Origin of the sequence: Halobellus inordinatus, assembly GCF_024464655.1 — an archaeon.
Lineage (GTDB): Archaea > Halobacteriota > Halobacteria > Halobacteriales > Haloferacaceae > Haloquadratum > Haloquadratum inordinatus.
This window is the reverse complement of record NZ_JANHAV010000003.1, coordinates 14052-27786: the sequence shown is the minus strand read 5'-3', so window position 1 is coordinate 27786 and position 13735 is coordinate 14052. Positions and strand designations below refer to the sequence as shown.

The 13735-nt window shown below is 66.5% G+C and carries 12 protein-coding genes; 2 read left to right on the top strand and 10 right to left on the bottom strand.

Translation table 11 applies throughout. The features are described from left to right. Positions 1–15: 15 nt before the first annotated feature. The 5 genes from ilvC to NO347_RS07095 form a co-directional block, all read right to left on the bottom strand. Complete coding sequence (ilvC, locus tag NO347_RS07115) at positions 16–1056, bottom strand: ketol-acid reductoisomerase (RefSeq protein WP_256288940.1); 1041 nt, start codon at positions 1054–1056, stop codon at positions 16–18. After that, complete coding sequence (gene ilvN / locus NO347_RS07110) at positions 1053–1718, bottom strand: acetolactate synthase small subunit (protein WP_121569457.1); 666 nt, start codon at positions 1716–1718, stop codon at positions 1053–1055. Before ilvN ends, ilvC begins: the two co-directional genes overlap by 4 nt. Next, positions 1715–3463 carry a biosynthetic-type acetolactate synthase large subunit gene (gene ilvB, locus NO347_RS07105; protein WP_256288939.1) on the bottom strand — a complete coding sequence of 583 codons (1749 nt, stop codon included), beginning with the start codon at positions 3461–3463 and terminating at the stop codon, positions 1715–1717. The genes ilvN and ilvB overlap by 4 nt, the downstream gene beginning before the upstream one ends. A gap of 168 nt (positions 3464–3631) precedes the next feature. After that, a complete protein-coding gene (locus NO347_RS07100) occupies positions 3632–3754 on the bottom strand; it encodes a hypothetical protein (RefSeq protein ID WP_256288938.1) in 123 nt (40 codons plus the stop codon). A 117-nt stretch (positions 3755–3871) separates the two neighbouring features. Then, the gene (locus NO347_RS07095) at positions 3872–5197 is read right to left on the bottom strand and encodes a LeuA family protein (protein ID WP_256288937.1); all 1326 of its coding nucleotides are present in this window, start codon (positions 5195–5197) and stop codon (positions 3872–3874) included. A 362-nt stretch (positions 5198–5559) separates the two neighbouring features. On the opposite strand from NO347_RS07095, the gene NO347_RS07090 reads away from it, so the two are divergent. Beyond that, the gene (locus tag NO347_RS07090; protein WP_256288936.1) at positions 5560–5844 is read left to right on the top strand and encodes a DUF5779 family protein; all 285 of its coding nucleotides are present in this window, start codon (positions 5560–5562) and stop codon (positions 5842–5844) included. 48 nt (positions 5845–5892) lie between these two features. Here the strand turns inward: NO347_RS07090 and NO347_RS07085 are convergent, their stop codons facing one another. After that, complete coding sequence (locus tag NO347_RS07085) at positions 5893–6687, bottom strand: VOC family protein (RefSeq protein WP_256288935.1); 795 nt, start codon at positions 6685–6687, stop codon at positions 5893–5895. Between the two features lie 145 nt (positions 6688–6832). Between NO347_RS07085 and NO347_RS07080 the strand changes: the two genes are divergently transcribed. Continuing rightward, entirely contained in the window at positions 6833–9172 is a 2340-nt protein-coding gene (locus tag NO347_RS07080; RefSeq protein ID WP_256288934.1) for a hybrid sensor histidine kinase/response regulator, read from the top strand. A 101-nt stretch (positions 9173–9273) separates the two neighbouring features. Here the strand turns inward: NO347_RS07080 and NO347_RS07075 are convergent, their stop codons facing one another. From NO347_RS07075 to NO347_RS07060, 4 genes are all read right to left on the bottom strand, one after another. Then, a complete protein-coding gene (locus NO347_RS07075; protein WP_256288933.1) occupies positions 9274–10110 on the bottom strand; it encodes an RAD55 family ATPase in 837 nt (278 codons plus the stop codon). Between the two features lie 94 nt (positions 10111–10204). Next, positions 10205–11194, bottom strand: a complete 990-nt coding sequence (locus tag NO347_RS07070; protein ID WP_256288932.1) for a beta-ribofuranosylaminobenzene 5'-phosphate synthase family protein — start codon at positions 11192–11194, stop codon at positions 10205–10207. 96 nt (positions 11195–11290) lie between these two features. Further along, entirely contained in the window at positions 11291–11620 is a 330-nt protein-coding gene (locus NO347_RS07065; protein WP_256288931.1) for a cupin domain-containing protein, read from the bottom strand. 75 nt (positions 11621–11695) lie between these two features. Beyond that, a complete protein-coding gene (locus NO347_RS07060; protein ID WP_256288930.1) occupies positions 11696–13282 on the bottom strand; it encodes an ATP-binding protein in 1587 nt (528 codons plus the stop codon). Between the last annotated feature and the right edge of the window lie 453 nt (positions 13283–13735).

The window sequence follows — 13735 nt, the reverse complement described above, 5'->3', positions numbered from 1 at the left end:
TGTCATTTCCGTCGTTCAGTCGTCAGCGGCCGCTTCGGCGGCTTCGGCTTCGTCGCCCTCGTCGGCCCACGAGAACAGGTCGCGCAGCGGTGCGCCGACCTCTTCGACCTCGTGGGTCTCCTCGGCGTGCTTCAGCTGGGTGTAGGACGGTCGGCCGGCCTGGTTCTCCGCGATCCACTCGCGGGCGAAGGTGCCGTCCTGGACCTCTTCGAGGACCTCCTCCATCTGCTCGCGCGCGTGCTCGTCGATGATGCGGTCGCCGCGAGTCAGGCCGCCGTACTCGGCGGTGTCGGAGACGGAGTCCCACATATTGGAGAGGCCGCCTTCGTACATCAGATCGACGATGAGCTTCAGTTCGTTCAGACACTCGAAGTACGCCATCTCCGGGGAGTAGCCGGCGTCGACGAGCGTCTCGAATCCCTCGCGGACGAGCGCGGTCATCCCGCCGCAGAGGACGGCCTGCTCCCCGAAGAGGTCGGTCTCGGTCTCCTCGCGGAACGTCGTCTCGATGACGCCGGCGCGAGTACAGCCGATCGCGTGCGCGTACGCGAACGCTTCGTCTCTCGCCTCGCCCGTCTCGTCCTGGTAGACGGCGACGAGACCGGGCGTGCCCTGGCCGGCCTCGTAGTTCCGGCGGACGAGGTGGCCCGGCGACTTCGGCGCGACCATCGTCACGTCGACGTCTTCGGGCGGGCGGATCTGGTTGTAGTGGATGTTGAATCCGTGTGCGAACTGAAGCGTGTCGCCCGCGTCGAGTCCGTCCTTGATCTCCTCGAAGACAGCCGGCTGGACGGTGTCGGGGACGAGCACGGAGACGATGTCCGCCTCGGCGGCGGCGTCGGCGGGCGTCTCGACGCGCAGGCCATCTGCCTCGGCAGCGGCGCGCGAGGAGGAGTCCTCGCGCAGGCCGACGATCACGTCGACACCGCTGTCTGCGAGGTTCTGAGAGTGCGCGTGACCCTGGCTGCCGTATCCGAGCACGGCTACGGTCTTGTCGTCGATGTATGAGCGATCCGCGTCGTCGTCGTAGTATACTGTCGTGTTCAGGTCTGTCATTGTGCGTTTGTGGGTTGTGTGGGTTCGTCTGCTGTGCCTGGCTTCTCGCCCGGCACGGTCGCCTGATCGCCGCGCGCCAGCGCCGTGTATCCCGTTCGGGCGATCTCGATGATGCCGAACTGGCGGAACGCGTCGATCGCGTCGTCGATCTTCTGTTCGTCGCCGGTGAGTTGGACCGTGATGGTCCGCGGCCCGGCGTCGAGCGTCTGTCCGTCGTACATCTCCGTGACGGCGTGGACCTTGTCGGGGTCGTCGCCCTCGACTTTCAGGAGGACGAGCTCGGTCCGCACGGCGTCGGCGTCGAGTTCACCGACGGAGATGACGGGCTTGAGTTTGGCGAGTTGCTTCTCGATCTGGTCGATCCCCGGATCGGGCTCTTCGACGACCATCGTGATCCGCGAGTGGTTCTCGACGGTGGTCGGCCCGACGGTGAGGCTCTCGATGTTGAACTGCCGGCGGGAGAACAGCCCGGAGACGCGCGAGAGCACGCCCGGGTCGTCCTCGACGAGCGCCGAAATGACCGCACGCCGCGGTTCGTGTTCGGCTTCCGCCTCGGGGTCGATACGGATTCCCTGGGAGTTACGTCGCCCTTCGGGGTGCGGGCGCTCTTCGGGGGCCGGTCCTTGCAGTCCGTGCTTGGGCAGGTCGTCGTCAGAACTCATAGCTGATCATCCGTCAGAGCGAATTGTCCGTTCGCGCCGCCAGAGGGAACCATCGGGTAGACGTTCTCCGCCGGGTCGATGTGGAAGTCGATGACGGACGGACCGTCGTATTCGAGGGCCTCCTCGACGGTGTCTGCGACTTCGTCGTAGTCGTCGACGCGGAAACCGCGCGCGCCGAACGCCTCTGCGAGTTTGTCGAACTCGGGACACCAGTTGTACTCGGCGGCCATCCGACGCCCCTCGAAGAAGGCGTCCTGCCACTGCCGGACCATCCCGATGTACTCGTTGTTGAGCACTGCGACGGTGATGTCCAGTTCCTCGCGGACCGCGACCGAAAGCTCCTGAATCGTCATCAGGAACGAGCCGTCGCCGTCGACGCAGACGACTTCCTGGTCGTCGTCGGCCGCGATTCGTGCACCGATCGCCGCTGGCAGTCCGTAGCCCATCGTCCCGAGCCCGTGGCTCGACACCCAGGTGCGCGGCTCGCGGTACGTCCAGTACTGGGCGGCCCACATCTGGTGCTGACCGACGCCGGTCGTGACGATGGCCTCGTCGGAGGTGGCCTCGTCGAGGACCTCGACGACGAACTGCGGCTTCAGCGGTTCGTCGTCGGGCGTCGCGTAGTCCATCGGGTACTCGTCTTTCCACGTCTGGACCTGTTCGCGCCACTCGTCGGCCTCGGGGGCCGTGTTGATGGCGTCGTCCAGTTGGTCGATGACGATCCCCGCGTCGCCGACGAGCGGGTAGTCCGCGTAGACGTTCTTCGAGATCTCCGCGGGGTCGATGTCGACGTGGATGACCTCCGCTTCCGGCGCGAACGTGTCGATGCCGCCGGTCAAGCGGTCGTCGAAGCGCGTCCCGACCGCGATGAGGAGATCGGTGTGGGTGATCGCCATATTGGCGTAGCCCGTGCCGTGCATCCCCGCCCACGAGAGACAGAGATCGTCGTCCTCGGGGAACGAGCCGATGCCCGGCATCGTCGTGACGACCGGGATCTCGTAGTCGCGTGCGAACGCGCGGGCCTCGCCGGTCGCGTCGGCCTTGATGACGCCGCCACCGAAGAGAAGCAGCGGCCGTTCGGCCGCCTCGATCGCGTCGGCCGCGGTCTGGACGTCGCCCTCGTCGGCGACGTACTGCGGGCGCGTCGTCTCCGGCGGCGCTGCCGGACCGGGCTCTGCGTCGGTCTCGCCGAGCGTGACGTCCTTCGGGAGGTCGACGAGCGTCGGCCCCGGACGGCCCTCGTCGGCCAGCGCGAGCGCTTCACCGACGGTGTCGCCGACGGTGTCGGCGTCGCTCGCGAAGTAGTTGTGCTTCGTGATCGGCGCGGTGACGCCGGTGGTGTCGGTCTCCTGGAACGCGTCGGAGCCGACCATATCCGAGGGGACCTGGCCGGTGAGCGCCAGCAGTCCGTCGGAGTCCATATTCGCGTCGGCGATGCCGGTGACGAGGTTGGTCGCCCCCGGCCCCGACGTCGCCAGGCAGACGCCTGGTTCGTTGCGGACGACGCTGAACGCGTCGGCGGCGTGCGCTGCACCCTGCTCGTGCGCCATCGTGACGTGGCGGATGTCGGAGTGGTACAGCGCGTCGTAGACGGGCATAATCGCCCCGCCCTGGACGCCGAACGCCGCCTCGACGCCCTCGTTCTCCAAGGCGCGAATGACGGACTCGGAGCCGGTCGTCACGGGCGACTGCGTCGTCTCGGGCTCGTCTGCTTCCTCCGCGTCCGGTGGTGCCTGCTTACTCATCGTGCATCACCGCCGTCTGCGGGCGCGTTCGCGGGTGTCGTTCGTGGTCGATACGTCGATGGTCGTGTGGGTCGAGCGTGGTGCTCCATTGGCCTTGTGTAACGGTCGCTGGTGGGTTAGTTGGCGGGCGCGTACGGGAACCGAAAATCGAAAATTGGGTGTGAGGGGCTAGGCGGCCCCTACAATACGCACGTCGACGTCGAGCGTTTCGACGCCGGCCGACTGGAGCACACGCGCGACCTGCGCCGCCGCTGCAGCGGCAGCCGTCGCGTCGGTGATCCGTCGTCGCATCGTATCCCACAGATTCTTCTCGCCCGTAATGAACGTTTCGCGCCGCGGGTCCGTTTCGGGAGGTCGGTCGGCGGCGCACCCGTGGCTCGTCGATTCGAGCAAACGGGGCGCGCGCCATCAGGCGCGGACCTCCTCCTGTTCTTCGTCCTCGCCTTCCTCGGCGCGTTCGACGCCCGACTCGCGGGCGAAGCGCGTCAGCACGTCGACGGTGACGCGCTCTTTCTCGGCGCCGTAGTCTTTGACGCGGCGGGTGATGTCGCGCACTTCCGCGTCGGTCGGCGTGAAGCCCGACTCCTCCAGTCGCTTGCGGACGGAGTGAGTCCCGGTGTGCTTCCCGAGGACGAACTCGCGCTGGGCCCCGACCATATCGGGCGTCATCACACCCGGCTCGAACGTGTCCGTGTTCTCGATGACGCCCGCGGCGTGGATGCCGCTCTCGTGTGAGAAGGCGTTCCGTCCCACGACCGGCTTGTTGGCCGGAACCGGGATGTCGCTCGCCTCCTCGACCATCCGCGACAGTTCGGTAATTCGTGTGGTGTCGATCCCCGTGTCGACGTCGTACAGCGACTCCGCCGCCATCACGACCTCCTCGAAGGCGGCGTTGCCGGCGCGCTCGCCGATGCCGTTGACGGACACCTGCGCCTGCGCGGCCCCGGCCTCGAAGCCGGCCATCGCGTTCGCGGTGGCCAGCCCGAAGTCGTCGTGAGCGTGGACGTCGATCTGCGCTTCGGTGTGTTTTCTGATCTCGCGGATCAGACTCGCAAAGCGCGTCGGCGTCGCGACGCCGGTGGTGTCGGGGACGTTGACCCAGTCGACGCCCGCCTCGTCGACGGCGCTCAGGATCTCGGCTAAGAAGTCGACGTCGGTCCGGGTGGCGTCCATCGGCGAGAACATCGCCTGGGCACCTGCCTCTTTGACTCGTTCGACGCTCTCGACCGCGCGCTCGACGGCCTCCTCGCGGGAGGCGTGCATCGAGTCGGCCAGCTGGACGTCGCTCGTGCTGACGAAGACGTGGACCAACTCGACGCCGGAGTCGAGTGCGGCCTCTACGTCTTTGTCGACGACGCGAGCCAGCCCGCAGACGGTCGTGTCCGTCGCGGCGGCGATGTCGCTGACGGATTCGAACTCGGCTTCGGAGTTCACCGGGAATCCCGCCTCGATGACGTGCGTCCCCATCTCGTCCAGCGTCGCCGCGATGTCGCGCTTCTCGTCGTAGCTGAACGAAGTGCGTGGCGACTGTTCGCCGTCGCGGAGCGTCGTGTCGAAAATCCGTACGTTCTCGATCTCGGATTCAGTTATTTGGGCTAATGTGCCCTGGAAGAACTCGACCAGCCGGGGTGTCCGACTGAGCCTCCATGTCGTCGTTAGACATTGTGTCTGTTCACTACCCGGAAAGACATTAAAAGGTTTCGCTGTCAGGGATCTGATCCCGGGACAGCGCATCCGAACATCGCCGATCTCTGAGTCGCCGAGCGGGCTCCGTACCTGCTGCTCGCGATGGTTTCGCGGACAGACGCGGCTACAATCGAACGCGGCCGTCGTCCACGACCCGGACCGTGTGAGGAGTGGCCGTTTGGTGCAAATTCCGCCGCGAGTGCGGCCGATTGCCCACCTGAACTACTCGCGCGCGGCGTTGGATGGACGAACGTTCAGGTGCGCGCGTTGCGGGAGGGCCGCTCGAACAGCAACGTCTGTGCGGTCCATCAGATGAGGGACGTCGACACGAGAGAGGATGATAAAATTGCTGACAAATCCCGGGAGAACGCGTCCGAATCCTTTTCGTGCCGGTCTGCGTGGCCCCTGGTATGAGCGACTTCAACCTGAACCTCTCGGAGGCCGAAGAACACCTCGACGAGGAGGGCACCGGCAACGTCGTGCTCGGCGTCCTCGACGGCTCTACGGACCCTGACGAGTGGGTCCGGTCAGTCGAGGCGGGTAACGTCCTCGTTCTCGCCGTCGAGGGCGACCTCAACGAACTCGCGAAGGGCTTCGCCCGCCCGGTCAGAGACATGGACGGCACGCTCACGCACTTCCGGGATTTTCTGATCGTCTCCCCGCCCGGCGTCGACATCAACACCGACCGACTCTAATCGACGCTGAACGGTCTCGCCTTCGCGTCGGGTCTCACGATCCTACAATCACTCACCTGACTGCGGTGGCACGAACGTCAACACGTGCCCGTCGTCGTCGACGACGCGGACGCCCTCCTCGACGTCCGTCGGCCCGACCGCCCAGGGCGCGCCGGCTTCGACGGCGGCCGCTGCGTCTCCTGTCGTGAATGCGAGATCGACGTGGAGGCCGCCGCGAGCGTCCGCGATGCCGAGTTGTGGCTCCCAGAGTTCGAGGTCGACGGGTCCCGTCAGCCGGACGCGGCGTCGCGTCTCGCCGCGGTCGACGACCTCGAAGCCGAGCCGTCGGTAGCGTGCCTCCGCCCGCGACAGGTCGGTCACTTCCAAGACGACCTCAAAGACGCCCGTGAGCGGCGGCACGTCGTCGGTGTCGTTCTCGACGGCCGCTGCCTCGGTGTTGTCCTCGCCGGCCGCTGTATCGTGAATGCCGCCGATCTCGACGCAGTGACCCGCGGGGTCGTAGACGTACAGCGAGTCGCTGGAGCCGAACGAGAACTCGACGGGGTCGAGATCGGCGAGTCGGCGTCGCCAGCGGGGGTACGCCGCTCGCGTCGTGGCAAACGCGTAGTGCGTGTGGACGCCCCCGCGCGGCTGCGCTGTGGGTCGGCGGAGAACGAGACTCGTGGGGTCGGCGTCGGCTCCCTCCACGGCCGCCCCGCTGGCAGACGCGCCCACGTCGTAGAGGACGTGCGACTCCGACGCGGATCCGGGCGCTGCCTGGAGACCCAGCCGGTCTTCGTAGAACGCGCGCGTCGCGTCGAGATCCTTCACTTCGAGGCCGAGTCGACGGAGGCCGCTGAGCATATCTGCCACTCGGGCGGCAACCGTGAAAGGGCTACTGTCGACTCGGGTAGACGGACGTTCGAGTTCACAGTCCGCACACGGCACGTAGCTTACACGCCTCGATGGCGTGCAAACATATTTGATCCTGGTGTCAGTACGCCAGTGTATGTCCGGGCCACCGAGCGAGTATCCGATCGGCGAGTCCCCGGAAGAAATTCGCATCCTCCACGTGGACGACGACTCCGAGTTCGTCGACCTCACCGCGTCGTTTCTGACCCGGCAGAACGACACGTTCTCCGTGTCCACCTCCACCAACCCCCACCGGGCGCTCGACCGTATCGAGGACGGCACCCTCGACTGCGTCGTCAGCGACTACGAGATGCCCGAGATGTCCGGACTCGAACTGCTCGAACGGGTCAGAGAGCGCGACTCCGAGGTGCCGTTCATCCTGTTCACCGGGAAGGGGAGCGAGGAGATCGCGAGCCGGGCGATCTCCGCCGGCGTTACCGATTACCTCCAGAAGGGGATGGGCACCGACCAGTACGCCGTCCTCGCGAACCGGATCGAAAACGCCGTCGAACAGACCCGGTCCCGGCAGGCGTTGGCCGCGAGTCAACGGCGGCTCTCCCGCTTTATTGAACAATCCCCGCTGGGGACGATCGAGTACGACGAGACGTTCACGATCGTCAAGACTAACGACGCCGCGACCGAGATCACCGGCTACGAGGACTCCGAGCTCGTCGGTGGCACGTGGCTCCCGATCGTCCCCGACGAGGAGAAGCGACACGTCGCCGAGATCGAACGGCAACTGCTCGACGATCGCGGCGGCTACCAGAGCGTCAACGAGATCGTGACGAAATACGGAGAGAGACGGCTCTGTACGTGGTACAACCGAGTCGTCACCGACGAAGACGACAGCGTCATCACGATCTTCTCTCAGTTCGAGGACGTCACCGCAGAGCGCGCCCAGCGGCGGGAACTGGAGCGTGCGAACGCCGTCCTCTCGACGCTCTTCGAGACGCTTCCGATCGGCGTGCTCGCCGAGGACGCCGACAGAGAGGTTCTCACGGCCAACGACCGGCTGTTCGACCTGTTCGAGCTACCGGGATCGCCCGAGGACGTCGTCGGCGCGGACTGTGCGGCGTTCGCCGAGGACGTCAGCGATATGTTCGTCGATCCCGACGGGTTCGTCTCCCGGATCGATACGCTCGTCGACGAGCGCGAACCGGCGTGGAACGACGAACTGCTCCTCGAAGATGGCCGAGCGCTGGAGCGGAGCTACCGGCCGATCGAACTGCCGGACGGCCAGGGCCACCTCTGGGTGTACTACGACGTCACCGACCGGAAAGTTCGCGAGCGACGGCTGGAAGCGCTGAACGAGACGGCCCGGGAGTTGATGACCGCGGCGAGTCGCGAGGAGGTCGCATCGATCGGCGTCGACGCGGCGGCAGAGGTGCTCGATCTGGACGCGAGCGCGATCCACCTCTACGAGGAGGATGCCGGACTGGTTCCAGTCGCCTCCAGTGACGCCGCTCGCGAACTCGTCGGCTCGCCGCCGACGTTCACCGACGGCGACGGGATCGCCTGGCGGTCCTTCGCGGAGGGCGAGGTGTACTCGATCGACGACGTTCGCGAGGACCCCGACGTGTACAACCCGGAGACACCGATTCGAAGCGAGATCCACCTGCCGCTCGGCCGCTATGGCCACTTCATCGCTGGCTCGCCGACCCCGGGGGCCTTCGACGACGAGGACGTCGTTCTCGGTGAACTCCTCGCCGTCAACATCGTCAGGGCGCTCGAACAGGTCCGGCGTAACGAGCGCCTCCACGAGCGCGAACGGGAACTCACGCGACAGAACGCCCGACTCGAAGAGTTCGCGAGCGTCGTCTCACACGACCTCCGCAATCCGCTCAACGTGGCCGAGGGTCGGCTCGAACTCGCGATGGAGTTCTGTGAGGACGAGCAGGCCAGAGACCAGTTGACGCAGGTCGCAGGCGCCCACGGGCGGATGGCGGATCTGATCGAGGACCTGCTGACGCTCGCTCGCGACCGCGAGACGACGCTCGATCCGACGCCCATCCAGTTTGAGCCCTTCGTCCGGGCGTCGTGGCGGAACGTCGACACCGGTGCGGCCACGCTCGTCGTCGATGATGACGGCACGATCACCGGCGACGAGTCACAGTTGCGACAACTGTTCGAGAACCTGTTTCGGAACGCAGTCGAGCACGGCGGACCGGACGTCACCGTCCGCGTGGGCACCTGCCAGAACGGCTTCTACGTCGCCGACGACGGCGACGGTGTCCCCGAAGACGAGCGCGATCACGTCTTCGAGTACGGCTACTCGACGTCACAGAGCGGCACGGGATTCGGCCTCGCGATCGTCTCCGAGATCGTCGACGCGCACGGCTGGGAGATCCGCGCGACCGAGGGGACCGACGGCGGGGCTCGCTTCGAGATCAGCGGCGTCGGCGCCGCACTCGATGGAGACGACGCCCCCGACGTCTGATAGTGATTACTCTCACTGTGTACCCCGAGCGCCACTCCCGGTGGCGATGATCGGCGATAAGAGACGAGAGTAATCATTATGACTGCTGTCGCTCTTCAGCCTCACCGGATCTTCCGCACGTCGCTCACGTCGAAGCCCCCCTCGTGAATCTCGGTTTCGAACCGGACGATGTCCTCGCTCTCGATCTGTGAGAGGACGCCGCGGAACTCCTGGACGACCATCGTCCGCGCACGCTTGGACCCGCCGGACTCCCACTCGAACTGGAGCGTCCCGTCGGCGGCGTCCATCAGGTGCCCGAGTTCGGTCCGTTCGAGCGTCTCCCGACTCGCGTACGCGAGCACGAGGCCGCCCCAACGGTGTGCGGCCTTGCCGAGGCCGCGAATCAGCATCGCGATGTCGTTCCACGCCATCTCGTCGGAGATGGCCGCGACGAGATCGGTGATCGAGTCGATGATGACGAGGTTGTCCGCGGCGTTGTCGTTGAGGTACTGGCCGAGCGCCGTCAGCACGTCGGCGCGCTCCTCGCGACCGCCGAGGTCTTGCAGCGTCGTCGTCTCACCGAGGTACCACTCCCGCGGGACCGGACTCAGCTGGAAGTACTCCGGCGAGAAGTCGCGGACGTCGATGTGCTCTGTCGCCGCGCTCACGATGTCGTCGTCCAACACGTACGACATCTCGCGGCGCACGTTCGACTCGTCGGCGGTGAACGACAGATAGTGCACCTCCGGTGGGAGCGTGGCGTCGGCGTGGAGGTCGCCGTAGTGCAACTCGAATAAGTCCCGGTCGGTGTGAGCGACGGCGTTCATCGTCGCGCTCGTGTACATAAACTCCCGGGCGCCGGCCCCGGGTTCGCCGACGAGCAAGACGACCGTCCCAAGCGGCGCGCCGCCGTCGACGACGCGGTCGAATCGGGACACCCCGAACGGGATGCGATCCATACCCGTCCGTCTCGGGCGGTGCCGTTAACCGTTTCGGGCGACGGCGCGGCCGATGCGAGAACGCGGTCGGCCTATCTACTCCACCGAGCGACACCTACGCGACGACGTCGTCGACGGTCTCGATCTCTGCCCCATCGTTCCGCCCGGCCACGATTCGCACGTCGCCGTCGATGCCGGCAGCGTCGAGCGCCTCGCCCCCGGCGCTCCGGGCCGCATCGGCGTGTGCAGCGTCGGTGACGCCGTAGACGCACGGCCCCCACGACGACTGGCCCGCCCCATAGCACGCCGGGTCGCTGTCCAGCGCGGTGACCAACTCGCCAACCGGAGGGCGGTAGACGCCGCCCTGCTCGTCGGCGTACCACGTCCCGTTCAATCGGCCGAGAGACTCGACCGCGGCCCCGAAACGCTTCGCGTCGCCCTCGGCGACCGCCGGGAGGAGCCGTCGCGTCACGACGCCGGCGATGCGGTCTGCGACGCCCGGATCGGCCCGTTCGACGACCGATCGCATACTCTCCTCTTCGGCGTCGCCGTTCCGCCCCGGTTCGACGTCCGGGAGGACGAGCAGGAACCGCCAGTCGTCGGGGACTGATCGCCGGACGGTGACCGAGGGCACGGTCCAGTCGCCGTCGGCCGGGCGCTCCGTCGTGAACTGGGCGGTCGGGTGGCCGCCGTCGACCACGAATCCGCCGTGCTCGAACGTCCCGACACCGACGCCGGAGCGACCGCCGCGGCCGAACTCCGGTGCCAACGACCGGACGTCGGGGGCGCGGTCGTGCGCCCGTCCGATGGCTGTGAGGACGGCCAGCGCCAGTTGGGTCCCGCTTCCGAGCCCCGAGTGCCGTGGGAGTGCTGATTCGACGGTGACGGCTGCGCCGGGCACGTCGAGCAGGTCGACGGCGCGCTCGGCGTACGGGCAGGCGACGGGGTCCTCGCAGTCGACGCTCGCGGCCGGTTCGGCGGTCACGACTGTCTTCGGTTCGTCGACGGCGACGCCGATACCGCCGTACAGTCGATCGAGCGCCAGGCTGAGGTTCAAGAACCCGAAGTGAATGCGGGCGCTGGTCGCGACGCGAGCGCGTCTCATTGACTCCTACTACTGGGGGCACCTCGTTGTGGGTTTCGACGTGGGCAAGCCGGCCCGGTGTCGGAACTCCCCACCGACCGATCCGCTCGTCGTCTTTCAGGGCAGCGGGCAGAGACTCGCGGTAAAGATGGCGACGTCGTCGGTCTCGTTGCGTGCGCCGTGGACGGCACCGCGGTCGTGGCGCACGACGCCCGGCGCGTCGACGGTCTCCTCGTCACCGTCGCGAACGACTACCACGCTACCTTCCAGGACGTGAAAGACGTTCGTGCTGTCGGGATGCTCGTGAGGGTCCAGTTCCGCACCCGGGCCGAGCGCGAATCCCTTCACGAGTACGTCGTCGGTGACGACCAGTTCCGTCGTCTCGATTTCGCCGTCGTCGGGGTCGAGCGCGGCTCGCGCCTCGTCGTACAGATCGAGTGAAGCCATCAGCAGGGACTGCGTCGGGATCGCATATATACTATCGGTCGCCAGCACGCGATGCGCCCGGTTCTCGGCGGCGCGCTATTCGGTTCGAATCTCGAACCGCGCGCCGCCCGCGTCCCCCTCGGTCGCGCGGATCTCCCAGTCGTGCGCGTCGACGATCTCGGAGACGATCGCGAGGCCGAACCCGGTCCCGTCGGCAGCCGTCGTGAACCCTGCGTCGAAGACGTCCTCGCGTTCGTCCTCGGGGATTCCGTCGCCGTCGTCCGCGACGTAGAACCCGTCCGCGATCGCGCCCACAGAGATGACGACGTCGTCGCCACCGTGTTCGATCGCGTTCCGAAACAGGTTCTCGACCAGTTGTTGCAGTCGTTCGGGGTCCGCAGAGACCGTACACTCCAGGTCGTCTTCGATTGAGAGCGTGGCCTGGTCGGCGGCGATCATCCGCCACGCCTGTTCTGCGAGTGCGGCGATGTCGACGCGCTCTGTGTCGTCGATCGACATCCCCTCACGCGCTAGTGTCAACATCTCCTCGATCAACTGTTCCATCCGTTCGTGGGCCCGGACGACGGGCTCTAGGTGGTCTATGTCTCCCGATTCCAGCGCGAGTTCCGTCCGTCCCTTCGCGACCTGAAGCGGGTTCCGGAGGTCGTGGGAGACGATGCTCGCGAACTGTTCGAGCTTCTCGTTCTTCGCTTCGAGTTCCTGCCGGTACTGCTCGCGCTCGGTCACGTCTGTCAGGACGACGGAGTGACCCATCTCTGCGCTCCCCATCGTGAACGGGTTCGACGTGACGTTGTAGTAGCGATTCGTTCCGTCGACCTCGACTTCGATGATCGGATCGGACTCCTCCATCGTGTCCGCAAGCGCCGGAACGGGGTCCGAGAGCGGTCTCCCGATGGCCCCCGAAAGCGACGGAAACAGGTCGCCCGCGCGAGTGTTGAAATCCCTTATTTCTCTCCCGTCGTCGACGACGAGGATCGGGTCGGTGCTCTCGCCGGTGACGCGGACGTACTGGAACCGATCGAAGTACGTCGAGAACACGCCGACTGCGAAGACGGCGACGCCGATCGACGAGTAGGTGATATCCAGGATGCCGGGGGCGATGGCGCCCAGAACGTCGAAGACCACCGGGATTCCGGTGAGCGAGAGGAGCGCGAACAGCGGGCGGGTGTTGGAGTTGACCCGGATGAACAGCTCGAAGAGCATAAAGAAGCCAACGAACGCGAGCGCGTACGCCAGCCCCATCGCGATCCAGTGCAACGGGCGGTGGCTGACCTGCAGGTAGACGAACGGCGTGTTCGCTTCCTCGGCGACGAAGTACCAGTTGTGGATCGGGTTCGTCACCTTCACCGCGACGAACGCGAGAAAGACCACGAGCAGTCCCTTCCGCGCGGCCGAGTTATGGTGGACCTGTCGACCGGTGTACGCCGCACAGAAGTACAGCCACGGCCCGACGGAGGCTAAGCCGACGACGAGCCCGGTCAGGTAGAACACGTACTGGAGGTCGGGCGTCGGCATCGTGAGATACCCGACGTGGGCGGCCGCCCAGCCGCCGCTTGTGACGAGAAGCCAGAAGACCCCCCGGCGCGTGTCCTCGTGTTCGATCCGCCGCGTCCGGCGGAGCATCCCGAAACAGAGCACGGCGGCAGCGGCAAATGCGAACACGTATGCGCCGTATAACGCGCTCGAAGAGAGTGGCGGCAACATCTGAATCGGTTGTAATCCGGGATTAACGGGGAGCATCATCAACCCACCGACCACAGGGTGTGACGGTATCGGCCAGAAAGGGGTGTCGATCTTCCCGTCGGAGGCGAACCCTCCATTGGGGTGCCTCTGCATCGGTCGGTCGTCGGATGTCGGCGACGACCTGGAGATGCGCCGACTACGGGCGGGTGGTCACCCCGGCCGCAGCGGTGCCGACGCCGCCGTGACGGGAGGTCGGCGGCGTCGGTACGTGAATCCGACAGTCGCGTTCGCGACTGTAGCCAGCACCACTGTCAGCGCGGCGGGACGCGGGTGGGGGCAGCGTCCCGGAGTGCGGGCTGTGTCGTAGCGGCGTCCCCGTCCATCCAGCGGGGTGGCCGCACTGCGACGTCGAACTATCTGCACGACGTCGCA